This is a genomic window from Arthrobacter ruber (genome assembly GCF_002954225.1).
Classification (GTDB): Bacteria; Actinomycetota; Actinomycetes; order Actinomycetales; family Micrococcaceae; genus Arthrobacter_D; species Arthrobacter_D ruber.
Map to the genome: position 1 here is coordinate 328,810 of NZ_PPTH01000016.1, position 23,610 is coordinate 352,419.

General features: G+C 65.9%; 17 protein-coding genes and 1 riboswitch. Of the genes, 12 read left to right on the forward strand and 5 right to left on the reverse strand.

The genetic code is table 11. The features are described from left to right. Positions 1-8 precede the first annotated feature (8 nt). The 3 genes from CI785_RS10155 to CI785_RS10165 all read right to left on the reverse strand — a co-directional run bounded on the left by CI785_RS10155 (position 9) and on the right by CI785_RS10165 (position 3,388). Complete coding sequence (locus CI785_RS10155; protein ID WP_105031955.1) at positions 9-1,229, reverse strand: sarcosine oxidase subunit beta family protein; 1,221 nt, start codon at positions 1,227-1,229, stop codon at positions 9-11. Further along, entirely contained in the window at positions 1,226-2,524 is a 1,299-nt protein-coding gene (glyA, locus tag CI785_RS10160; protein WP_105031956.1) for a serine hydroxymethyltransferase, read from the reverse strand. Before glyA ends, CI785_RS10155 begins: the two co-directional genes overlap by 4 nt. A 186-nt stretch (positions 2,525-2,710) precedes the next feature. After that, positions 2,711-3,388: a GntR family transcriptional regulator gene (locus CI785_RS10165; protein ID WP_105031957.1), complete on the reverse strand. Its 678-nt coding sequence runs from the start codon at positions 3,386-3,388 to the stop codon at positions 2,711-2,713. A 119-nt stretch (positions 3,389-3,507) separates the two neighbouring features. Between CI785_RS10165 and purU the strand changes: the two genes are divergently transcribed. Then, positions 3,508-4,422: a formyltetrahydrofolate deformylase gene (purU, locus tag CI785_RS10170; protein WP_105031958.1), complete on the forward strand. Its 915-nt coding sequence runs from the start codon at positions 3,508-3,510 to the stop codon at positions 4,420-4,422. A gap of 51 nt (positions 4,423-4,473) precedes the next feature. Beyond that, positions 4,474-6,966 carry a GcvT family protein gene (locus CI785_RS10175; protein ID WP_105031959.1) on the forward strand — a complete coding sequence of 831 codons (2,493 nt, stop codon included), beginning with the start codon at positions 4,474-4,476 and terminating at the stop codon, positions 6,964-6,966. Between the two features lie 36 nt (positions 6,967-7,002). Here the strand turns inward: CI785_RS10175 and CI785_RS10180 are convergent, their stop codons facing one another. Then, on the reverse strand, positions 7,003-7,698 hold the full coding sequence (locus CI785_RS10180) for a GntR family transcriptional regulator (RefSeq protein ID WP_105032163.1): 696 nt from the start codon (positions 7,696-7,698) through the stop codon (positions 7,003-7,005). 477 nt (positions 7,699-8,175) lie between these two features. Here CI785_RS10180 and CI785_RS10185 point away from each other — a divergent pair, with 477 nt between their 5' ends. Next, positions 8,176-10,194 (forward strand): BCCT family transporter, encoded by a 2,019-nt coding sequence (locus CI785_RS10185; RefSeq protein WP_240615126.1) that lies wholly within the window; start codon positions 8,176-8,178, stop codon positions 10,192-10,194. 70 nt (positions 10,195-10,264) lie between these two features. Here CI785_RS10185 and CI785_RS10190 read toward each other — a convergent pair whose 3' ends face one another. After that, positions 10,265-11,197, reverse strand: coding sequence for a LysR family transcriptional regulator (locus tag CI785_RS10190; protein ID WP_105031960.1), 933 nt, complete (start codon positions 11,195-11,197; stop codon positions 10,265-10,267). Positions 11,198-11,355: 158 nt separating this feature from the next. Here CI785_RS10190 and CI785_RS10195 point away from each other — a divergent pair, with 158 nt between their 5' ends. The 9 genes from CI785_RS10195 to CI785_RS10235 all read left to right on the forward strand — a co-directional run bounded on the left by CI785_RS10195 (position 11,356) and on the right by CI785_RS10235 (position 23,428). Continuing rightward, complete coding sequence (locus CI785_RS10195; RefSeq protein WP_105031961.1) at positions 11,356-12,660, forward strand: aromatic ring-hydroxylating oxygenase subunit alpha; 1,305 nt, start codon at positions 11,356-11,358, stop codon at positions 12,658-12,660. Next, complete coding sequence (locus tag CI785_RS10200) at positions 12,657-14,072, forward strand: ferredoxin reductase (RefSeq protein ID WP_105031962.1); 1,416 nt, start codon at positions 12,657-12,659, stop codon at positions 14,070-14,072. The genes CI785_RS10195 and CI785_RS10200 overlap by 4 nt, the downstream gene beginning before the upstream one ends. A gap of 191 nt (positions 14,073-14,263) precedes the next feature. Further along, positions 14,264-14,737 (forward strand): cupin domain-containing protein, encoded by a 474-nt coding sequence (locus CI785_RS10205; protein WP_105031963.1) that lies wholly within the window; start codon positions 14,264-14,266, stop codon positions 14,735-14,737. 459 nt (positions 14,738-15,196) lie between these two features. After that, a riboswitch (SAM riboswitch) is annotated at positions 15,197-15,286 on the forward strand. 143 nt (positions 15,287-15,429) lie between these two features. After that, entirely contained in the window at positions 15,430-17,049 is a 1,620-nt protein-coding gene (locus CI785_RS10210; protein ID WP_240615127.1) for an ABC transporter substrate-binding protein, read from the forward strand. A 6-nt stretch (positions 17,050-17,055) separates the two neighbouring features. Then, positions 17,056-18,015 (forward strand): ABC transporter permease, encoded by a 960-nt coding sequence (locus tag CI785_RS10215; RefSeq protein WP_105031965.1) that lies wholly within the window; start codon positions 17,056-17,058, stop codon positions 18,013-18,015. A gap of 27 nt (positions 18,016-18,042) precedes the next feature. After that, positions 18,043-18,972, forward strand: coding sequence for an ABC transporter permease (locus CI785_RS10220; protein WP_240615128.1), 930 nt, complete (start codon positions 18,043-18,045; stop codon positions 18,970-18,972). Positions 18,973-19,056: 84 nt separating this feature from the next. Beyond that, a complete protein-coding gene (locus tag CI785_RS10225; protein ID WP_240615151.1) occupies positions 19,057-20,733 on the forward strand; it encodes an ABC transporter ATP-binding protein in 1,677 nt (558 codons plus the stop codon). An 11-nt stretch (positions 20,734-20,744) separates the two neighbouring features. Next, positions 20,745-22,040, forward strand: a complete 1,296-nt coding sequence (locus CI785_RS10230; RefSeq protein ID WP_240615129.1) for an acyl-CoA dehydrogenase family protein — start codon at positions 20,745-20,747, stop codon at positions 22,038-22,040. Beyond that, positions 22,040-23,428 carry an NtaA/DmoA family FMN-dependent monooxygenase gene (locus CI785_RS10235; protein WP_105031968.1) on the forward strand — a complete coding sequence of 463 codons (1,389 nt, stop codon included), beginning with the start codon at positions 22,040-22,042 and terminating at the stop codon, positions 23,426-23,428. Before CI785_RS10230 ends, CI785_RS10235 begins: the two co-directional genes overlap by 1 nt. Positions 23,429-23,610: the final 182 nt, after the last annotated feature.

The window sequence follows — 23,610 nt, forward strand, 5'->3', positions numbered from 1 at the left end:
ACTCTCCTTCAGTGGGCCACGGCGGCTGCGCCGTGTTCGTCGATGAGGGCACCGGTCTCGAACCGCTCCAGCGCGAACGGCCTGTTCAATGCGTGGGGGGATCCCGTGGCGATGGTGTGGGCGAAGGTGAGCCCTGCCGCGGGGGTCCCCTTGAACCCGCCGGTACCCCATCCGCAGTTGACGAACATGTTGTCCACGGGGGTGGTACCGACGATGGGTGAGGCGTCCAGTGTGGTGTCGACGATCCCGCCCCAGGTCCGCAGCACGTGTGCCCGCGCAAAGATGGGGAACAGCTCGACGGCGGCGGCCATCTGGTGTTCGATCACGTGGAAGGAGCCCCGCTGACCGTACCCGTTGTAGGCGTCGACGCCGGCGCCCATGACCAGTTCACCCTTGTGGGCCTGGGAGACGTAGACATGGACGTGGTTGGACATGACGACTGTGGGGTGGACCGGTTCGTGGAGTTCGGAGACCAGCGCCTGCAGGGGATGGGACTGGATGGGGAGGCGGAAACCGGCCATCTCGGCCAGAACCGAGCTGTGGCCGGCAGCGCACAGCCCCACCTTCTCGGTATGGATGGTTCCCTGGCTGGTCTTGACCCCCACCACGCGGTTTCCGTCCTTCAGGAAACCGGTGACTTCGCAGTTCTGGATGATGTCCACGCCGAGCTCGTCGCATTTGCGGGCGAAGGCCCAGGCCACGTGGTCGTGCTTCGCGATGCCGGCCCGCGGCTGGTAGGTGGCGCCCATGACCGGGTAGCGGATGGTGTCGCTGATGTTCAGGATGGGGCACAGTTCCTTGACCTGCTGAGGGTCGAGCCACTCGGCGTCCACGCCGTTGAGCTTGTTCGCTCCGACCCGGCGCATGCTCTCGCGGACATCCCCCAGGGTGTGAGCCAGGTTCATCACGCCGCGCTGACTGAACAGGAAGTCGTAATCGAGCTCTTCGGGCAGGATCTCCCAGAGCTTGAGGGCGTGCTCGTAGATGGCCGCGCTCTCGTCCCACAGGTAATTGGAGCGGATGATCGTGGTGTTCCTGGCCATGTTCCCACCCGCCAGCCAGCCCTTCTCCAGGACCGCGATGTTGGTCATGCCGTGGTTCTTGGCCAGGAAGTAGGCGGTGGCAAGTCCGTGCCCACCGCCGCCGACGATCACGGCGTCGTAGCTCTTCTTGGGGGTCGGGTTGTGCCACAGGAATTCCGGGTGCTCGGGAAGCAGGTCGGCCATCATGCCACCTCGGTCGTGTCGGAGGAGAGGTTCGGGTACAGGGGGAACTTCCCCGCCAGGATCTCGACCCGCTGCCGGAGTTCCGCCACGGTCTCGTCGCTGAACTCACGCCTGAGTGCTGCGGCGATGATGTCCGCTACCTCGGTGAATTCCGTCCTCCCGAAGCCACGCGTGGCCAGCGCCGGCGTGCCGATACGAAGACCGGAAGAGACCATCGGCGGACGCGGATCGAAGGGCACGGCGTTGCGGTTGACCGTGATCCCGATCCGGTGCAAGCGGTCCTCGCCCTGCTGGCCGTCCAGCTCCGAATGGCGCAGGTCCACCAGGACCAGGTGCACGTCAGTGCCACCGCTGACGACCGTCACACCGCACTCTGCGACGTCGGCGGCCAGCATGCGTTCTGCAATGATGCGGGCGCCCTCGAGGGTGCGTTCCTGGCGGTCGCGGAACTCCGGCTCGGCAGCGAGCTTGAACGCAACAGCCTTCGCGGCGATGACATGCTCCAGCGGGCCACCCTGCTGTCCGGGGAACACCGCGGAGTTGACCTTCTTGGCGATATCCGCGTCATTGGTCAGGATGACACCACCGCGCGGGCCACCGAGGGTCTTATGGGTGGTGCTCGTGACGATGTGGGCGTGAGGCACGGGGTTGGGATGGAGTCCTGCGGCCACCAGACCTGCGAAATGCGCCATGTCCACCATCAGGTAGGCGCCCACCAGGTCCGCGATCCGCCGGAACTCTGCGAAGTCCAACTGCCGCGAGTATGCGGACCAGCCGGCGACGATCAGCTTCGGTCGTGTTTCCACCGCCAGGCGCTCGACCTCGGCCATGTCGATCGTGAAGTCATCTTCACGCACCCCGTACGGGACGATCGTGTAGAGCTTGCCGGAGAAGTTGATGCGCATCCCATGCGTGAGATGGCCGCCGTGCGCGAGATTCAGTCCGAGGAGGGTGTCGCCGGGCTGGATGAGGGCGAACATCGCCGCTGCATTGGCCTGGGCGCCCGAGTGGGGCTGCACGTTGGCGAACCGGGAGCCGAACAGCGACGTCAGACGGTCGATGGCGAGCTGCTCGACCACGTCCACGTGTTCGCAACCGCCGTAGTAACGCCTGCCCGGGTAGCCCTCGGCGTACTTGTTGGTGAGCACGGAACCCTGGGCCTCCATGACCGCGGTTGGCGCGAAGTTCTCGGAGGCGATCATCTCCAGGGTGCCCTGCTGGCGCAGCAACTCCTGCTGTACAGCGGCATGGACCAGGGGATCCGTCTCCGCGAGCGAGCGGGTCAACACGTCGACCATCGTTTCTCCTCGGTCAGCTCCCTAATATCCTACTGATATATTAGTTGAGTGACTTTAGTATCCTGTTGCTCGCGCAAGCTGTCAACAGGTCTTCGTGGATTCGCCGGCGAAGCCTGGATGGCGGCGCAGCGGAGACAAGGCCAGAACGGAACCTCCCCGGTCCCATCCCTGACACGCAGAAGGGCCTCAGGCGGCGAAGAGGGTTTCGCGCACTGCGTGCTCGAAGCCACTGACGTGGTTGCGCGCGAGCTCCCCGGCCCTGGCTTCGTCTCCGTCGATCACGGCACGGAGCAGGTCCACATGCTCATGCACGTGGTGTGCCAGGTCCGGAAGGCGATCCAGGACCATGCACCAGATCCGTGTCGCGAGATTGTCGTACCGGATCAGGACATCTTCGAGGTGGGGATTGGCTGCGGCCGCGTAGATGCCCTGGTGCACACGGGCATCCAGGCGCAGGGTCTCGATGACGGAGGCGGCACTCGCATCGAACAACTCGACATCACGCATGACGGCCCGCAACCGCTCCCTCACCGGCTCTGTCGCCACCCGCGCAGCCCGGGAAGCCGCAAGAGGCTCGAGCTGGGTGCGGATCTCGGATATGAAGGCAAGATCGGTGACCTCCACCCACGTCGCGAAAGTACCCCTCCGAGGATAGGAAACCACCAGGCGATCCAGCTCCAACCGCTTCAAGGCTTCACGCACCGGAGTCCGACCTACACCGAGGTCCTTGGCGAGTTCATCGTCATTGATCAGGTCACCAGGCTTGATATCGAGCATCAACAGCCGGTCCCGGATGCGTTCGTACGCCACTTCGGCCAGTGACCTCTTCGCCGCATCAGCGATTGCCAGAACCTCGTAAGCCATGGTGCGGACCCCTCCATACTTGAGCCAACAGGCCGTTGACCTTCACTCCTGACCAGTATACGCTCATGCCAGTTCTAATATATCAGTCTCATGTTGCAGAATATATCCAAGGAGGGGACATGACCCTAGTGGCAACGGACTCATCGACCAGCACGCTGCCTCGGTCGGAGGCCCACGTGGAGGACCGGACGCAGAAGTTCGTGCTCACATTGTCGTGCGTCGAACGCGCGGGCATCGTTCAGGCGGTGACAACCTTCCTCTTCGAACGTGGCTTCAACATCGACGAGCACCAGCAGTTCGATGACGGCCTCCGCCAGACACTTCACCTGCGCTCCGCCTTCTCCGGTCCGGCGGCCTACAACCCGGAGCGACTCCACGAGGAATTCCGTCCCATCGCGGACCGCTTCGACATGAAGTTCAGCTTCCATGGCCAGACGAAGCAACGCATCCTCGTGATGGTGTCCAAGTTCGGCCACTGCCTGAACGACCTGCTCTTCCGCTGGCGGGGCGGGAGCCTCGGCGGCGACATCGCACTCATAGTCTCCAATCACGAGACCCACCGGGCCATGGCCGAGGCCGCCGGCCTTCCCTTCATCTACCTTCCGGTGACCCCGGAGACGAAGTCGGATGCCGAACGGCGCCTGCTGGAACTGGTCGACGAGCATGACATCGACCTCGTCGTGCTCGCTCGGTACATGCAGGTACTGTCCGACGACCTCTGCCGCGCTCTCGAAGGCCGGGCGATCAATATCCATCATTCCTTCCTCCCGGGATTCAAGGGTGCACGCCCTTACCACCAGGCCTACGATCGTGGCGTCAAGCTGGTAGGCGCCACGGCCCACTACGTGACTGCCGAGCTGGACGAGGGGCCGATCATCGAACAGGAAGTCATCAGGGTCGACCACAGCTATGGACCGACGGCCCTCTCGACGGTCGGCCAGGACGCCGAAGCACTGGCACTGTCCCGCGCCGTGCGCTGGCACTGCGAGCACCGCGTGCTGCTGGACCGGACCAGCACCGTCGTTTTCCGGTAAGAGCCACCCCATCAGCAGAGCCACCCCACGAACATCAGCAGGAGAAGCCCCATGGCATCCACGCCAAGCATTGTCATCATCGGAGCTGGAATCGTCGGCACGAACCTGGCCGATGAACTGGTCGCCCGGGGGTGGAACAACATCACCGTCCTGGATCAGGGACCGCTGAACATGCCCGGAGGCTCCACGTCCCACGCCCCGGGTCTCGTCTTCCAGACGAACCCCTCGAAGACGATGACCGCCTTCGCCAAGTACACGGTCGAGAAGTTCCTCTCCCTGACCGAGGACGGCGTCAGTTGCTTCGACCAGGTCGGTGGCCTCGAAGTCGCCACCACCGAGTCCCGCCTGGCGGACCTCAAGCGGAAGCTCGGGTACGCCGCATCGTGGGGGATCAGTGGAAGGATCCTCTCCCGCGCCGAGTGCAAGGAGCTCTACCCGCTCCTGAACGAGGAGGACGTCCTGGGCGGGCTCCATGTACCCACTGACGGCTTGGCCCGTGCCGCGCGGGCCGTCCAGTTGCTGATCAAGCGCACGGAGGCCGCAGGCGTCAGGTACCTGGGCAGCACCACGGTCACGGGCATTGAGCAGTCCGGCCGTCGTGTGACCGGCGTCGAAACCTCCGCAGGTGTCATCCCCGCCGATATCGTGGTGTCCTGCGCAGGTTTCTGGGGCGCCGAGATCGGCGAGATGATCGGCATGGTCGTCCCCCTTCTCCCCCTGGCCCACCAGTACGTCACGACCACTCCGGTACCGGCACGGAAGGGCTGCAACGAACTGCCCAACGGGGCTTCGCTGCCGATCCTGCGTCACCAGGACCGGGACCTCTATTACCGCGAACACGGCGACCGTTATGGCATCGGCTCGTACGCGCACCGCCCCATCCCTGTGGGCCTTGCGGACCTCGGCTCCTACGACGCCGACACCATCAGTGACCACAACATGCCTTCCCGCCTCGACTTCACCCTGGAGGACTTCCTCCCGGCATGGGAGGACACCAAGCAGCTGCTCCCGGCGCTGCGGGAAAGCGACATCGAAGATGGCTTCAACGGCATCTTCTCCTTCACCCCCGACGGCGGAGCACTGGTGGGCGAATCGAAGGAGCTCGACGGCTTCTTCGTGGCCGAAGCCGTCTGGGTGACCCATTCGGCCGGCATCGCCCGGGCTGTCGCCGAACTCTTGACCACCGGCAAGTCCCAGGTCGACCTCGGTGAATGCGACATCCACCGTTTCGAGGCGGTCCAGCTGACCCCTGAGTACGTCAGCGAGACATCCCAGCAGAACTTCGTGGAGATCTACGACGTGCTGCACCCGCTGCAGCCGAAGCTGTCCCCCCGCAACCTCCGGGTCAGCCCGTTCCACGCCCGCCACAAGGCGCTGGGGGGATTCTTCCTGGAGTCCGGCGGATGGGAGCGCCCCTACTGGTTCGAAGCCAATGCGGAACTGTTGAAGGAGATGCCGGCCGAGTGGCAGCCCCCGGCCCGTGATGCCTGGTCCGCGATGTTCAGCTCGCCCATCGCAGCAGCCGAAGCCTGGAAGACCCGTACCGCGGTGGCCATGTACGACATGACCCCGCTCAAACGCCTCGAGGTCTCCGGCCCGGGAGCACTGAAGCTGCTGCAGGGACTCACAACAGCGGACATGGCGAAGAAACCCGGGGCCGTCACCTACACACTCCTGCTGGACCACGCCGGTGGCATCCGGAGCGACATCACCGTGGCCCGGCTGAGTGAGGACACCTTCCAGCTCGGAGCCAACGGGAACATCGACACCGCCTACTTCGAACGGGCCGCGCGCCACCAGACCGAAAGCGGCACCGCCGGCGACTGGGTACAGGTGCGCGACACGACAGGCGGCACCTGCTGCATCGGCCTGTGGGGCCCCCTCGCCCGGGACCTCATCGGCACCGTCAGCAGCGACGACTTCTCCAACGACGGCCTTCGGTACTTCCGGGCCAAGCAGGTTGTCATCGGCGGCGTCACCGTGACCGCGATGCGCCTGTCCTACGTCGGCGAGCTGGGCTGGGAACTGTACACGAGCGCAGACAATGGGCAGCGCCTCTGGGATGCCCTGTGGAAGGCCGGGCAGCCCCACGGCGTGATCGCCGCGGGCCGGGCCGCGTTCGGCTCGCTGCGCCTAGAGAAGGGGTATCGCTCGTGGGGCACCGACATGACCACCGAGCACGACCCCCTCGAAGCGGGCCTCGGCTTCGCCGTGAAGATGACCAAGGAAGATTTCGTCGGAAAGGCCGCCCTGGAAGGCCGCACCGAGGAGAACTCCGCCCGACACCTGCGCTGCCTGACGGTCGACGATGGCCGGAGCGTGGTACTGGGCAAGGAACCGGTCTTCTACAAGGACCAGGCAGTCGGCTACGTGACCAGTGCCGCCTATGGCTACACCGTCGCCAAGCCGATCGCCTACGCGTATCTTCCTGCCGTTGTGAGCATCGGGGATTCGGTCGAGATCGAGTACTTCGGACGGCGCATTCAGGCCACCGTGACCACGGATCCGCTCTATGACCCCACAATGTCCAGGCTCCGCGGCTGACCCGCCCCTGGACCATCCGAGGGCATGCGGCCCGGGCTAGAGCACAGCCCTGATGAGGTTCTCGAAGTCGCTCACGTGCTGCGTGGTCAACCGCGCAGCAGCTTCGGAGTCCCCAGCCGCGATGCACTCGAGCAGCTCGATGTGCTGGGCGATGTGCTCGGACACGGGCGGAAGCTTTTCGAGCACCAGACTCCAGATCCGCGTCGCCAAATTGTCGTATCGGACCAGGATGTCCTCAAGGTGCCTGCTCCCGGAAGCCCGGTAGATCAACCGATGGACCCGCATGTCCAGGCGCATGAGATCCTGCTGTGACTGCAGCCGCGGCAGCATCTGCCCGACTTCGTGCGCGAAGTCCCGGAGCTCGTTCCGGAGTTGCGGCGACGCATGCCGTGCGGCCCGTGCAGCCGCCGCCGGCTCCAGAAGCTGTCGGATCTCGGAGATCTCAGCCAGGTCCTTGATGTCCACGCCGGAGGCGAACGTTCCGCGGCGGGGGTAGGCCACCACCAGATGGTCACTCTCGAGCCGCTTCATGGCCTCGCGAATCGGTGTCCGGCCGACGCCGAGTCTCCGGGAGATCGCTTCGTCATTGAGGGGCTCGCCCGGCTTGATATCCAGGACGATCAATTCGTCGCACAGCATCCTGTAGGCGAAGTCGGCAAAGGATTCGTCGTCCTGCCTCGACGGCGCCAACGGGTCCCCCGCCTCCACCGGCAATCGGCCACCGCGTGCCATATCCATGTCTCCTCCCGAGGGGTATCCAAGCCCCGGCTCTCCGGCTGCCTGTTCATACTATTGCCGCAACTGATACCAGGAAGTGGTCCCGCGCGTGACGCAGACGGCGGGGCGCCCACCCGGATATATCCGGTTCCTGGCCGGGACCGGAGTGCCTGGTACCGGGCGTCAGGCACCTATGGACATCCATCCCACCATGCAATACTGTCTACTGATATATCATTACCGATGGTCGGAACATATCAGCAGCGCCGCGGGTGACCGGGAAGTGCGCACGACGCTCAGCCCCCGGACGGTGCAAGGGATGAGCTCACGACGCTCGATCCCTGAACGGACAAGGGGCGCACTCACGAAGTTCATCTCGTCGACGGAAACGTCATGATCGTCGAATCGGAAGAGGCTCCAACCTTCCCGGTCTGACTCCCGAGGGCCATGCGCAACCGCAGGCCCATGCCTCACCGAGCAAAGGACCCGCTCATGGCTTTTGAAAGTGACCTGAAACCCCAGACTCCCGAGGAACTGCCTGCTGAGAACGGGGCGGCACAGGGCTCGCACGAAGGGCCGCTTGGTAGCAGGGACAAGAATGCAGCAGGCACTGGTGTCACCGGTGACATGAACAGGAATCCCGCCGCCCACGATCCGGAAGAAGGCGTCCCACCCTTTCCGGATGTCGAGTATGAGCAGATCCTCGAGGAGTTGCGCCATGCCAAGACGGAGCAGGCAGTTGCGGATCGCCGGAACCACAAGCTCACCCTCGACAAGACCATCTTCGGGATCACCGGCGCCATCGCCATCGCCTTCGTCATCTGGGGGTTCGTAGGACGCGACAGCCTGTCCGGCACGTCCACGGGTGCACTCAACTGGGTCATGGAGTACACCGGATGGCTGTTCATGCTCATGGCATCGCTCTTCGTGATCTTCGTCCTGTGGCTGGCCCTGGGCAAATTCGGCAATATCCCGCTGGGCAAGGACGGCGAGAAGCCCGAATTCCGTACCGTCTCCTGGGTCGCGATGATGTTCGCCGCCGGCATGGGAATCGGCCTGATGTTCTATGGCGTGGCCGAACCGCTCTACCACTACATCTCCCCACCGCCCGGAACCGTCGATGGAAGGACGTCAGAAGCAATCCAGACGGCAATGGCTACCTCGATCTTCCACTGGACCCTGCATCCGTGGGCCATGTACGCCGTCGTGGGTATCGCCATGGCGTACGGGACCTACCGCCTGGGTCGCAGGCAACTGATCTCTGTGGCCTTCACGTCGCTTTTCGGCGTCAGGACGGTCGAAGGGCCGATCGGGAAGTTCATCAACATCCTTGCCATCTTCGCGACCTTGTTCGGTACCGCTGCGTCCTTGGGCCTGGGCGCCCTGCAGATCGGCAGCGGCATGACCTCCAACGGCTGGTTCGGTGAGATCGGGACCCCCGTGCTCGTGGCGATCGTCGCCATCCTCACCCTGTGCTTCGTCGCCTCGGCGGTCTCCGGCATCAGCCGCGGTATCCAGTGGCTCTCCAACATCAATATGGTCCTGGCCGTCGTCCTCGCATTGATCGTCTTCATCGCCGGCCCCACCCTGTTCATCCTCAACCTGGTCCCCGCCGCGGTCGGCGACTACGCCCGCGACCTGGCCGAGATGTCGTCCCGGACTGAAGCAGTCGGCGATGAGTCACTGCGCAGCTGGATGACCAGCTGGACCATCTTCTACTGGGCCTGGTGGGTGTCCTGGACGCCTTTCGTGGGCCTCTTCATCGCCCGTATCAGCCGCGGTCGCACCATCCGTCAGTTCGTCACCGGTGTGTTGCTGGTGCCCAGCGTCGTCAGCGTGCTCTGGTTCGCCGTCTTCGGAGGCGCCGCCTTCCACATCCAGCAGGAAGCCGACGAGGCCAACACACCCGGCCTGGTCACCATGGTCAACGGGACACCGTCCGTGAACTTCGACGGAGCGCTCTTCGACCTGGTCAAGAACCTGAGCATGCCTGATGTGGCCACCACCGCCGTCATCGTGCTGGCCATGGTCCTGGTGGCCATCTTCTTCATCACTGGCGCCGACGCCGCCTCTATCGTGATGGGGTCGCTGAGCTCCAATGGTGCCGAGCACCCGCGCCGCGGAGTGGTCGTCTTCTGGGGCTGCCTCACCGGCGCCGTGGCCGCGGTCATGCTGCTGGCCGGCGGCGACCAGCCATCGGAAGCCCTGGCCGGGCTCCAACGGATCACCATCGTGGCGGCACTACCGTTCGTCATCGTCATGATGGTGCTCTGCTTCGCCCTCACCAAGGACCTCCGTCGCGATCCCCTCTCCCTGCGGCGTCGCCTGGCCACATCCGTAGTGGAGCGGGCCATACGCACCGGGGTGGAACAACACGGCGGCGTGCAGTTCGACCTCGTGACGAAGCACGACTGCTCCGGACAGTGCGCTGACCCGGGTTGTCCGGGAGGCACCCCCACGGCAAGCATCCCAGCAGTGAAGTTCCCGCAGCGGGACCCGGACAGCAGATGACTGCACCGGTGCCCGCTGGTCGCCCATCGGATCTGCTCGCCCCTCGGCAATTCATCGCGGTCATGGGATGTCAGAGACCGTCTTCGGGTCGGGCGCGAAGGATCCGGTTGGCGCTGACCTGCAGGATCTCGAGCGACTCCTGAATCAGGGGTGATCCGATGCTGCCCCTGCGCGCCGCGGCGACGATGCGGCGCGTGGGCTTCCCCCTGCCGGTAATGCGCAGGCGAACCACGTTCTCGGCACTGCGCAGGGGCGCCAGGCGCGGCAGCAGGCCCACGCCCAGCCCCGCACCGACGAAGGCGATCTGCGTTTCCCATTCGACGGCCTCGTGGGCAATCCGCGGTGTCACCCCGACCGCCGTGAACGCCGCAGTGAACAGGGAATGGTAGGTGGATCCGGCGGCATCGGTGATCCAGGGTTCGGACGCCAGCTCTTCGAGCGTCACTGTTTCCCGCGATGCGAACGGATGCTCGCAGGGAATGATCACGTCCAAGGGATCATCGAGCAGAACGGTCTGTTCGAAACGCGGATCGTCCTCGCCGAAGGTGTCGGACTGCATGGCGACGATGACCGCGAGGTCGATCCGCTCGGCGACCAGCAGGTCGAAGCAGCGGGCCGGGTCGGCCTCGAGTACCTGCACCTTCAGCAGGGGGCGTGTCGAACGCAAGGTGGCGGCCAGCGGCGCGAGCAACTGAGCGGCCGCCGTGGAGAATCCGCCGAGGCCGAAACTGGACTGCACCTGGTCACCGGCTTCCATGGCCGCGGCACGCAGTCTCTCCCATTCCGCAATCAGGGTGTCCGAGCCCGCCACGAGAAAGCGACCCGTGGCGGTCAGCCGCACACCCCGGCCGTCCTTCACGAGTAGCTGCATCCCGAGCACGCGCTGGAGCTCGCGCAACTGCGCGGAAACGGCGGAGGGGGAGTAGCCCGTGAGTTCCGCGGTCGCGCCCACCGTGCCGCAGCGGGCAAAGACCCGAAGCGTAACGAGTCGTGGATCGATCATGCACCTACTGTGCACGGTTCTGTCCCAGATGTTGTGCTTTTGTTACAGGCCGATTGTCCCTACCCTCGTGGCAACGACATTAACGCAACGCCCGCAGCACCCGGCGACGTGAAGTCCCGACGAATCGCACCCTTACCCAGTCCCCTTGGGAGGAACCCATGTCTGCTCCAGTGAACGTGCCGCTCAACCCACGCGGACGACTCGTCTCCTCATTGCCGGCCGAGCAGCTCGCGGAAATCACCGAGTTGTTCGATTTCCGGCGCGTGGGATACTCCCTCGATGCTCCGTTCTATACCGCTCCGGCGATCTTCACCCTCGATATGCAGGCCATCTTCGGTGAGCACTGGATCTTCGCTGCCAGTATCGCCGAACTCCCTGAGCCGGGCGATTACGTCACGGTCGACTACGGACCCTACTCGCTGATCGTGCTGCGCAACGACGACGGCGGCGTGAACGTCCTGCACAACGTGTGCCGCCACCGTGGTGCCCGCGTCCTGACCGAAGCCGCGGGGACCACGGGAAACCTGGTCTGCGGCTATCACTCCTGGACCTACTCCCCTGACGGCAATCTGATTCATGCCTCTGCGCCGGGAGAGGCGACGTTCGACAAGGGTTGCTTCGGCCTCAAGCGCGCCCACAGCCGCGTGGTCGCCGGACTCATCTTCGTCTGCATCGCGGACGAACCGCCGACGGATTTCGACGAGACCGGAAAGATCTTCGAACCGTACCTCGCGCCGCATGATCTGGCGAACACGAAGATCGCCTACCAGCAGAACATCGTCGAGGAGGGCAACTGGAAGCTCGTCATGGAGAACAACCGTGAGTGCTACCACTGCGACGGACACCCAGAACTCGCCTGTTCCCTCTTCCCCACCTGGGGCCTGACGGAGGGCCTGATCCCGCGGCATCTCGAGGAGGTATGGGACCGCAACAAGGAAGCGCAGTCCTCGCTCGAGGATCGTTGCCGCCGCTATGGCCTTCCCTTCGACGTCGTCGAGGAGCTCGACACCCGCGTAGCGGGAATCCGCATCTCCCGTGAGTCACTGGACGGTGATGGTGAATCGTTCTCGCCCGATGGGCGCCGGCTCTCCAAGAAGCTGCTCGGCGACTTGCGGGATTTCCGCCTTGGTCGCTGCTCGATGCACCTGCAGCCCAACAGCTGGTTCCATTTCCTCGGGGACCATGTCATCACCTTCGCCGTCTTCCCCATCAATGAACACCAGACCCTTGTGCGCACCACCTGGCTCGTTGCCGATGATGCCGAGGAAGGCGTCGACTACGACCTGGAGAAACTCACCTACACCTGGAAGCAGACCAATCTGCAGGACAAGGCGTTCGTGGAGCTGTGCCAGAAGGGCGCCGGCAGCCCCGCCTATGAGCCCGGCCCGTACATGAAGAGCGAGTACCAGGTCGAGGCGTTCATCAACTGGTACGTGCAACGCGTGCAGGAGTACATGGCATGATCGAACTCGGCACCGTCACGGCAACCCAGGAACCACGGCGCATCCGCGGTCTTGAGATGCCGTGGAACAGGGTGATGAGCAGCACCGAGGGGCCGGCCGGTGCCGCCCGCGCGTTGGGGCCATGGCACCCGCAGGAGTTCATGGCCGAATGTGTCGAGATCGTACCCGAGGTGGGCGGCATGATGACCTTCGTGTTCCGCCGCTCCGACGGCGCGCCCCTGGCGTTCCGTCCGGGCCAGTACGTGAATGTCGCCTTTCCGGTCAACGGCGAGGACCAGGACGCGGTGGACCGCAGCTATTCGCTGTCCAGTTCACCCACACAGCCATGGACGTTCGACATCACGGTCAAGCGCGACCCCATGGGACTGGTGTCCCCGTGGGTGCACGAGAACGTCAAACCCGGCACCGTCCTCGAGATGCTCGGACCGGTCGGGGCATTCCACCTGCCCGACGCCGACCGGCGGGCACGGTACCTCCTGCTCGCCGCCGGCGCGGGCATCACCCCCATCATGTCGATGGTGCGGACCATCCACTCCCTGCCCGGACAGGCCGACGTCGTGGTGCTCTATCACGGAGCGGCGGCCGGAGGCTTCGCGTTCCACCAGGAGCTGGCCTACATCGCCTCCGTGGACTCTCGCATCAAGGTCTTCTACTCGCTGGGCGACCGCCGAGAACCCGAAGGATGGGAGTGGCTCACCGGACGGCTGACGGCAGCCATGCTCGACGAGGTGGCCCCCGATGCCAACGGCCGCCAGGTTTACGCCTGCGGCCCCGAAGCCTACCTGAACACCGCCGCCGAACTCCTCCAGGAGGTCGGCGTCGATGACACCTCCATCCACATGGAATTCTTCTCGGGCGACCGCCAGACGCTCCTTGAGTACCAGGTGGAGCTTGCTCATGCCGTGGATATAGCGGGTGAGATCGCCGAGGAGATCGCTGATTCCGCCGAGGACTACTACGAAAGCCAGCCCACCGCGTTCGGTCTCTACGAACCCGGCTACGACGTCGCGGGAACCCTGGAGGCCACCGGACTGTCGCTGGAGACGGTCGCTCCGGACGTGTCCGCGTCCGGGGTCCTCAACGGCAGTCCGAGCGTGGGATCAGAGGCCCGGTCCCCCGACGCCTCGAGCTTCGACACCGTCGGAACGGGGAGTCTCACCCTGTCCTTCATGCGTACCGGCCTCAATGTGCGCATCGGCCCCGACGAACATATCCTCGGGGTGGCCCAACGCGCGGGCATCAGGATCGGCGCGAACTGCAAGGAAGGCATGTGCGGCTCCTGCAAGGTCGTCAAGTTCTCCGGGGAGGTTCAGATGAACCACCAGGGCGGGATCCGGGCACGGGAGATCGATGCAGGCAAATTCCTGCCCTGCTGCTCCACCGCGCGGACCGATCTGGTGATCGATGCCTAGCCGCTCCCAGCTGCTCCCAGCTGCTCCCGGCCGGACAGCATGAGGGGCTGTCACGATAGGGCTGTCTCCTGCGGGTGAATGGTGTGCCGTCAGCCCTTCGACGGCACAGCGAACCACCTGACGAGATGTCCTCGCGCGACGTTTCTTCCCCTTTCTGGCAACCCGGGCGGGACATGGGACAGAATGCGGTCATGGACATCAACGACAACGGACCGAATCCGAACGCCTTCGACATCGAGCGTGCTGCGACGGACAACACCGCCTACCGCCGCGTCGCCTGGACGGGCAAGCACCTGCAGGTGACGCTCATGTCGATCGAGCCCGGCGGAGCGATCGGCCTCGAGGTGCATCACGGCACCGACCAGTTCCTGCGCATCGACGCCGGAAAGGGCCGGGTGAAGATGGGGCCCTCGAAGGACGACCTCTCGTTCCAGCAGGACATCGAGGACGGCTGGAGCATCCAAGTGCCCGCCGGTACCTGGCACGACGTCGAGAACACCGGGGACGAGCCGCTGCGCCTCTACACGATCTACGCCCCTACCCACCACGCGCAGGGCATCGTGCAGGAGACCCCGGAGGCTGCCGAGAAGGACGAGGAGGAGGGCCGCGACGAACCGCCGTCGTGGGTCGAAGAAGTGGACGACAAGGGAGAAGAGAGCGCCTGAGCCATCAATTGTGACGACACCCACTGAGCGCGCGGCGGCCGAGATCCCGATGACACGCCCGCGTCGGGGTCGAGGCGAGCCGCTTCGGTCAGGCGGGCATCGAGCCTGACCGGGCGCTTCGCGCCGTCGACTCCATCGGTCGTCCGCACACGGTCGGGTGGAACCCGAGGAACAGCGCTCGAAGCCGTCCTGTCGTGACAGGGCACCAGAGTGTCCTGTCACGACAGGACGGCTGCTCGACCCGGATCGGTGACGGACCACAGGTCCGTGCGAGGCGATCCACGTGCCGCCAGCCATCACCGGCGCCCGGCAGTTCGAGGGCGGCGTTCCGGTACCAGCCCCTTCGGGAGCCACTGGTTCCTGGCGTGAATATGTCGTCCCGAGACCTGCCCGTCTTGATCGGTCGGCCCTTCTGGGGTTTCATCTACTTGTCCGCTGGGTTCGCTCCCCTGGACAGAACCACCATCCAGAGCGGTTGAGAGACCTGGCTCGTTGAAGCCGCAGCAACCACCCCGTCGGGGCCGGTGCTACTGCCAGGACCGATGGAGATAGCCTGTCCCCCGTTGGTGTCGACCTCCCTGAGAGGTTGAGCCTGCTGCGTGCGCGGATAGGGAACCCTCATCATGACTGAGAGGACCGGCATGACTTCCCGCCCCGTTTCCAGCACTGATTCAGCACGGACATTCCCTGCCATGGCTCGCCGGCCTGTGCGGGTGACGGCGATGCTGAGCCTCGCCGCGCTGGCGCTCACTGCGTGCAGTTCCGCCTCGAGCACTCCGGCGGCGCAGGATGCCGGTACCGGCGGACCCGTCGAAGGAGGGACGCTCGTCTACGCCGAAGTCACGCCGATCAACAACTGGCAGACCCAGGCGGCTCGCTTCTACGAGAAGTCCAATGTCCTCAACAGCGTCCTGGACCGGTTGACCTACTTCGATCCCGAGCAGGGTGAGCTCGTCCCCTGGATCGCGTCCGACTTCTCCTCCAATGCCGACGCGACCGAGTTCACCTTCACCATCCGCTCCGGGGTGACCTTCAGCGACGGTTCGCCCCTGAACGCCGAGGCGGTGAAGTTGAACCTCGATGCCCTGGGACTGGGGATCGAAGCCGCGCAGGTCCAGCCGAACGTCGACTTCGCCGGCTACAGCTCCGCGGAGGTCATCGGCGAGGACCAGGTGAAGGTCACGCTGTCCTCCCCCAACGCGAACTTCCTGCGGGCCACGTCGTCGGTCACCGCCGGTCTCGTCTCACCGGCGACCCTGAAGCTGGATGCGGCAGGACAGTCGGCGATCTCCCGGATCTCCGGCTCCGGCCCGTTCACCTTCGAGTCGGAGAAGCCTGACGAGGAAGTGGTGCTCGCCAAACGGACGGACTACGCGTGGGCTCCGGAGACCGCCGGGAACCAGGGGGATGCCTACCTCGACAAGGTGGTCGTCAAGTACCTGCCCGAAGTCGCTCACCGAGCGGGCGCCGTGCAGTCGGGGCAGGTCGACCTGGTACGGGGCTTGCAGCCCCTCGACGAGGACGCCCTCGCTGCGAGCGGAAACCAGGTCCTTCCGGCTAAAGGGATCGACCTCACCGTGAACATGGCTGCTGTCCGCATCGGCAGCGGCAAACTCGCCGACGAGAACGTCCGTCAGGCGTTGCAGATCGGCATCGACCGGCAGAGCATCAAGGACACCGTCCTGTCCGACAGCTACGAACTCGCAGCGTCCGTGCTGAACCATCAGGCCCCGGGCTTCGTCGACCTGTCCGAGGAGCTCGAATACCAGCCCGACGAAGCCCGGGCGCTCCTCGACGAAGCAGGGTGGGACGTCGGCGCGGACGGCATCCGGGAGAAGGACGGGGTGAAGCTCGAGGTCACCGTCACGAGTTCCAACAACTCCGTGGTCATCAAACCGGCCTTCGAACTCATCGAACAGCAGTGGCGGGAGATCGGGGTCAAACTCGACAACCGTGCCGGTGACAATACGTTCCTGGCGACGGCCATGCCCGATCCGAATGTCGAGTTCTTCGGTACCCGGCAGTTCATCTACGGCGGCCTCGGGCCGATCTTCGAGCCGGCCAACAACACCATGACGCACACGAGCGACGCGGACCTCAACGCGATCTTCGCCGCAGAGCGTGCTGTCACCCAGGGCCCCGAACGCGATGAGCTGCTCGCCCGGGAACAGCAGGCCCTGGTCGTGGACAAGGCCTACTCCCTGGTGCTGTGGGACGAGGTGCAGGTGTACGGAGCCCACAGCGACACCCATGTGGAGTTCACCTCCGGTACGGCTCCTGTCTTCCAGGGCGCGTGGAAGACAGGCGGATAGCGGGCTGTGGCACGCTACCTCGTCCAGCGGATCGGCCAGGCGCTCCTCGTGGTGTGGCTCGCCTACACCCTCGTCTTCCTGGCGGTGCAGCTCCTGCCCAGTGACCCCGTGACGATCTTCCTGACGGTCGACTCGGCGGTCGACCAGGCGGCGATCGACACCATGAAGAGTCAGTACGGCTACGACCAACCGCTGGTGGTCCAGTACCTGCACCAGCTGGCAGGGCTGTTCTCCGGGGACTTCGGGTACTCGCTGGCCTCCGGCCAGTCGGTGCGGGACCGGATCAGCGGTGTCGCCGGATCGACCGTGGCGCTGGCGGGCTCTGCGTTCGTCACGGCCGTGGTGATCGCCGTCCTTCTCGTCGCTGCCGCGACCCTCACCCGTTCGGGTGTCGTCCGCCGCGTGCTGGTGAACCTGCCTCCCCTGTTCTCGGCGATCCCCGTGTTCTGGCTCGGGCTGGTCCTGCTGGAACTGCTCTCGATCCGCTGGGGCGTGATGTCACTGTTCCCGGATGGATCCTTCCTGTCCCTCGCGGTGCCCGTCCTGGTCCTGGCGATCATCGTCTCGGCTCCCCTTGCACAGGTGCTGCTCAAGAGCGTGAGTCACGTCTATGACCAGCCCTTCATCGACGTCCTCCGGGCGAAGGGCGCCTCACGGTCCTGGATCTTCTTCCGCCACGCACTGAAGAACGCGGCAGGACCGGCCCTGACGATCACCGGGATCACGGTGGGGACGCTGTTCGCGGGCTCCGTCATCACCGAGACCGTGTTCGCGCGCTCAGGGCTGGGCTCGGTGGTCCTGCAGGCCGTCACGACCCAGGACGTGCCCCTGGTACAGGGGCTGGTGCTCCTGACCGCGACGGTCTTCGTCGTCGTCAACCTGGTGGTCGACCTGCTGTATCCCCTGCTCGACCCGCGCATCCTCAAGAGCAACGGGCAAGGGGCCCCGCGGGCCCTGACCGCCTGATGACCACGATCGGATCGAGGTATCTCCTTGACACCCCCTGACGCTTCCCTCCCGCTGATCGTGCCGGATACTGGACCGACCGCGGCCGGCAGCCCTCCCGCAACCGGCGCAGCCGGGCCGTCCGTACCGGCGCTCCGGCCCTCGCGGCGCCGCCATGGACCTGTCGGCAACCCCGCCCTGTGGTTGACGGCCCTTCCCCTGACGGTGATCGTCGCGTGGGCTGTCGCCCCGGAATGGTTCACCGCGTACTCACCCCTGGATGGCGTGCCCAGCGAGAACTTCCAGGCGCCGAACGCCACCCATCTCTTCGGGACGGATCACCTCGGCCGGGACGTGTTCTCCAGGGTGGTCTTCGGTACGCGGCAGACGCTCCTGACCGCGGGCTTCGCCGTGATCATCGGCCTCGTCGTGGGAACGATCATCGGCCTAGTAGCCGCAACAGCGGGACGGGCGGCGGATGCCACGGCCATGCGTCTGGTCGACGTGCTGCTCGCCGTCCCCGGGTTCCTGATCTCCCTCGTCATCGTCACCGCGTTCGCCCCCGGACCCGTATCGCTGGGGATCGGCGTCGGCATCGCATCCATCGCGTCCTTCGCACGGGTCGTGCGGTCCGAAGTGCTGCGGGTCCGGAACCTCGACTTCGTGGAAGCCTCCTTCCTCAACGGCGGAACCTACCGGTCCGTCGTCGTCCGTCACATCCTGCCCAATGCGGCCGGCCCGGTGCTGGCATTGCTCGCGGTGGACCTGGGCGCTGCCATCCTCGCCATCTCCGGTCTGGGTTTCCTCGGCTTCGGCGCTCCACCCCCCACCCCCGAGTGGGGGCTGCTGATCGCGGAGGGACGCCAGTACCTCGGCAGTGCCTGGTGGCTGACGTCGTTGCCCGGCGTCGTCATCGTCGTCGCCGTCATCCTGCTGGCCGCACTGGGCCGCCGGCTGCTCAAGACCTTCCGAATCTAGGCCAGGAGAACCGTGAACACCGCAGAGCCACGCGTCCACCCCGACGCCTCGCAGACCCGGACCTTCCAGCGCCCCGCCGATCCGTTGCTGCAGGTACGTGGCCTGCGGGTCGAGTACCGCCACCACGGCAGTACCACGACTGCCGTGGACGGCATCGACCTAGCTGTCGGCCGCGGTGAGATCGTCGCCCTGGTGGGTGAATCAGGATCAGGCAAGTCCACCCTGGCGAAGTCGATCATCGGGCTGCTCCCCCGTGCGGCAGAGCGGACAGCCGGGTCGATCACCCTCGGCGACACGGACCTGACCAGCGCCCGGGAGAAGGATCTGGAGGGGATCCGCGGCCGACGGATCGGACTGGTGCCGCAGGACCCGGGGGCGTCCCTCGACCCGGTCAGGACCATCGGTTCGCAACTGGCCGAGGTCTTCCGCCTGCACCCCGATGGTGCGCGGCGCTCACGCAAGGCCGTGCGCGACGACGTCCTCCGGCTGCTCGAGCTCGTGGGCATCGATCGTCCCGAGGAACGGCTCAGGCAGTACCCGCATGAGCTCTCCGGCGGCCTCAAGCAACGCGTGCTCATCGCCATCGCCTTCAGCCTCCAGCCCGACCTGCTGATCGCGGACGAGCCGACATCGGCCCTGGACGTCACCGTCCAGGCGAAGATCCTGGAGGTCTTCGAACGTCTGGCGGGGGAGTTCGGCACGGCCGTGCTGTTCGTGACCCATGACCTGGCCGTCGCGACGGATCACGCCGCGCGCATCGTCGTCATGCAGCGAGGTCGCATCGTCGAGGACCGCCCCGTGGCCGACATCCTCGCCGCCCCTGACGACGAGTACACGGCGCGGCTGCTCGAGGAAGCCTCGCCCCACCGCCGCCCGGCAGAGGCCCGGACGGCATCGACGGCGGAACCCGTGACCGTTCCCGCCATCGAGGTCCGGGGCCTCACCAAGGACTTCCGCGGAAAGGGCGAGCATCACCGGGCGGTCGACGATGTCTCGTTCGGCGTCGCGCAGGGCACTACCTTCTCCCTCGTCGGTGAGTCCGGGTCCGGTAAGTCGACCACCGCACGCATGATCCTGCGCCTGCTCGATCCCACGGCCGGGCAGATCCTCCTTCACGGGGAAGACGTCACCACCGCCTCCCGGAGCCGGAAGCGGGAGCTGTGGCGGAGCCTCCAGCTGGTGTATCAGAACCCTGACTCGGCCCTCGATCCCCGCCTGGCCGTCAGCGATATCATCGGCGAGCCCCTCCTCAACTACCGGGTGGGCACCGGCGCCGAGCGATCGGCGCGGGTGGCGGAACTCCTCGAGCAGGTCGATCTCCCGGTGGCCCTCGCGGGGAAGCGTCCCCTCGAGCTGTCAGGTGGCCAACGCCAACGGGTGGCGATCGCGCGGGCCCTGGCCCTGGGCGCCCGGACACTGGTGCTCGACGAGGCGCTCTCCGCCCTCGACGTGCTGACCCAGGCGCAGGTCCTCGCCCTCCTGGCGGACCTGCAACAGGACCTCGGGCTGACCTACCTCTTCATCTCGCACGACCTCCACGTCGTCGAACAGATCTCGACGACGGTCGGCGTCATGCGGCAGGGACACCTCGTCGAGACCGGCCCCACAGCGCAGATCTTCGGCAATCCCTCGTCCGACTACACCCGGGTTCTCCTCGCGTCCAATCCCGGGCACCGGCTACGCGCGCGCTCCGGATCCCGTACCGCTGCCGCTCATGCCCACACCGCCCGTCCCGGTCTCTCCGCCCTGTCAGCCCCGTAAGGACACCCACCGTGACCACCACTGCCAGCACGTCGCCCCGGACCGCACCCGACAGCCCGACCCTCCCCGGCCAGGGAGCACCTCCGGTGTCGGGGGAGGCACGGTACGCAGAGCTCGCCGCACGCTTCCGGCCGGTCTTCCAGCGCATCGCCGAGGGGTCCCTGGACCGGGAAGCGAACCGCATCCTGCCTTTCGAGCAGGTGGGATGGCTGAAGGACGCCGGCTTCACGACCCTTCGCGTGCCCGCCCGCTACGGTGGCGACCCCGTGAACCACGAGCACCTGTTCCGGTTGCTGATCGAACTGGCCGAGGCGGACTCGAATACAGCCCACCTGCTCCGATCCCACTTCTCGTTCGTGGAGACCGCCGCACTGCAGCCCCCGGAGTTCCAGGACCGCTGGTTCCCGCGCGTCGCCGACGCCCAGATCTTCGGCAACGCGGCCACCGAGCGGGCAGGGAACGCACTCGGCACGACGCAGACGACACTGCACGACGAGGACGGGCGGTGGTTCCTCACCGGCGAGAAGTACTACACCACCGGCAGCATCTTCGCTGACTGGGTCGTGGTCATGGCGAGCACCGAGGGCGTCGAAGGACGCCAGTACGCACTCGTGAAGGCCGACGACCCACGCGTCACCATCGTCGACGACTGGGACGGCTTCGGGCAGCCACTCACCGGCACCGGGACGGCCCGCTTCGCCAGGGTTCCGGTGGAAGCCGGGGACATCCTGCAGAGGAAGGTCACGAGCACGCTCGAGCCGGCGTTCTTCCAACTTTTCCTGCTCGCCGTCCTTGCGGGTATCGGACGCGCAGCCCTCCGCGACGCCCGGGACCTCGTACGCACCCGCACCCGCACGTTCAACACCGGATCCGGTGGTCTCTTCCGGGACGACCCGCAGATCCAGGAACACGTGGGGCTCCTCGCTTCGAAGTCCTTCGCCGCCGAGGCGATCGTGACCGCGGCTGCCCGTGACCTCGATGCCGCCGTCGATCCCGTGCTGGCGCTCTCACCGGAGCACGCCTTCCTCCGCGCGGAACTCGCCGTCCAGCAGGCGCACGTCGCGGTCCCGCCGCTCGTGCTCGCAGCAACCAGTGAACTGTTCGACGTGACCGGGGCATCGTCGGTCAGCACCGGCAGAGCACTCGATCGTCACTGGCGGAACGCACGGACCGTCGCCACGCACAATCCTGCCCTGTTCAAAGCACGCTCCGTGGGCGACTACTACGTCAACGGAACCATCCCCACCGGCTTGAACAGCATCGGTGAAGCCACCACGCAGCCACCCACCACCGGAGGTACCCCCTGATGTCAGTCTTCACCGAACGCCCCCGGCTCCTTCTGAGCGCCTTCGCCATGAACACCACCAGCCACATCCTCGGGGGTCAGTGGCGCCACCCCGAGGCCCGGCAACACCGCTTCAACGACCTGAAGCTCTGGACCGACCTTGCCCGGACCCTCGAGGACGCCCGCTTCGACGCACTGTTCCTCGCCGACGTCGTCGGGCTGTACGGCAACCACGGCGGCGGCTGGGCCTCCCATGTGGACCGGGGGCTCCAGGTCCCGTCCAACGACCCCCTGGTCCTGCAATCAGCCCTCGCCGCGACCACCGAACACCTCGGCCTGGCCCTGACCAGTTCCGTCGTGCAGTCCCACCCGTTCCAGTTCGCCCGTCAGCTCTCCACCCTCGATCACCTCAGCCAGGGGCGCGTCGCGTGGAACATCGTCACCAGCGTGCTCGAGAACTCCTTCCGGAACTTCGGCAACGATGGGCTCGTCGAGCACGACAGCCGCTACGACTGGGCGGATGAATACCTCGAGGTCTGCTACAAGCTGTGGGAAGGATCGTGGGACGACGGCGCGCTGCTGCAGGACAAGACCACGGGACGTCATGCTGATGCTTCGAAGGTCCACAAGATCAACCATGAGGGGGCCCGCTACTCGGTCGAGGGACCGCACCTCGTGGCGCCGTCACCCCAGCGCACGCCACTGCTCTTCCAGGCCGGCTCGTCGGGCCGTGGGCAGCACTTCGCCGCCGCGAACGCCGAAGCGGCCTTCCTCTTCGCGCCGAACGTCGACTACGCGCGGAAGACGACGACGTCGGTCCGCGCGCTCGCCCGCCACGTGGGCCGGCGCGACGACGACATCAAGTTCTTCGCGGGCCTGTCCTTCGTCGTGGGATCCACCGAAGCCGAAGTGAAGGCCAAGCAGGCCGACTACGACGAGTACCTGGATCTCGACATGATCGTCGCGCACATCGGCGGCGGCATCGGCGTCGACCTCGGAGGGCTTCCCCTGGACACCACCCTCGGCGACGTGCGCACCGACGGCGCCCGCGGAGTCCTCGAAGCATTGTTCGCCTCGGTACCGGGCGGCAATCCGACCATCGCCGACGTGGCCAGGTACCGCGCCTACAACCAGCAGATCGCCGGCACGCCCGAACAGATCGTCGACCAGCTCGAGACCTGGCAGGAAGCCGGGATCGACGGGATCAACATCATCAACCAGATCATCCCCGGCTCCTACCAGGACTTCATCGAGGGAGTCCTCCCGGAACTGCGTCGGCGCGGTCTGGCCCAGAGCGAGTACCGGCCCGGGACGCTGCGGGAGAAACTGTTCGGGGAAGGTCCGCAGCTGCCCCATCGCCACCCCGCCGCCGCGCACCGCGGATCCTTCGATCACGTCTCCGTTCCCTGACCCTCCTGATGGATCCATGGAGAGACTGCGCCGGAACCGGCACAGCGTGTGACAGCCGCCCCGGGCCGAGTGGTGGTCACGTCGATCAGACTCGGACGATGTCCGTGCTGAGGGCGATGTCACGGCCCGCTTCGAAGTCCGCGGCCAGCGCGTCGACGGCGGAGGCCGCGAATGAGAGGGAA

Coding starts and splice junctions, on each gene's coding strand:
- CI785_RS10235 (WP_105031968.1), top strand. CDS start 22,040: ATGTCAGTCTTCACCGAACGCCCCCGGCTCCTTCTGAGCGCCTTCGCC.
- CI785_RS10165 (WP_105031957.1), bottom strand. CDS start 3,388: ATGGCTTACGAGGTTCTGGCAATCGCTGATGCGGCGAAGAGGTCACTG.
- CI785_RS10195 (WP_105031961.1), top strand. CDS start 11,356: ATGTCTGCTCCAGTGAACGTGCCGCTCAACCCACGCGGACGACTCGTC.
- CI785_RS10175 (WP_105031959.1), top strand. CDS start 4,474: ATGGCATCCACGCCAAGCATTGTCATCATCGGAGCTGGAATCGTCGGC.
- CI785_RS10205 (WP_105031963.1), top strand. CDS start 14,264: ATGGACATCAACGACAACGGACCGAATCCGAACGCCTTCGACATCGAG.
- CI785_RS10190 (WP_105031960.1), bottom strand. CDS start 11,197: ATGATCGATCCACGACTCGTTACGCTTCGGGTCTTTGCCCGCTGCGGC.
- CI785_RS10155 (WP_105031955.1), bottom strand. CDS start 1,229: ATGATGGCCGACCTGCTTCCCGAGCACCCGGAATTCCTGTGGCACAAC.
- CI785_RS10210 (WP_240615127.1), top strand. CDS start 15,430: ATGGCTCGCCGGCCTGTGCGGGTGACGGCGATGCTGAGCCTCGCCGCG.
- purU (WP_105031958.1), top strand. CDS start 3,508: ATGACCCTAGTGGCAACGGACTCATCGACCAGCACGCTGCCTCGGTCG.
- glyA (WP_105031956.1), bottom strand. CDS start 2,524: ATGGTCGACGTGTTGACCCGCTCGCTCGCGGAGACGGATCCCCTGGTC.
- CI785_RS10200 (WP_105031962.1), top strand. CDS start 12,657: ATGATCGAACTCGGCACCGTCACGGCAACCCAGGAACCACGGCGCATC.
- CI785_RS10185 (WP_240615126.1), top strand. CDS start 8,176: ATGGCTTTTGAAAGTGACCTGAAACCCCAGACTCCCGAGGAACTGCCT.
- CI785_RS10180 (WP_105032163.1), bottom strand. CDS start 7,698: ATGGCACGCGGTGGCCGATTGCCGGTGGAGGCGGGGGACCCGTTGGCG.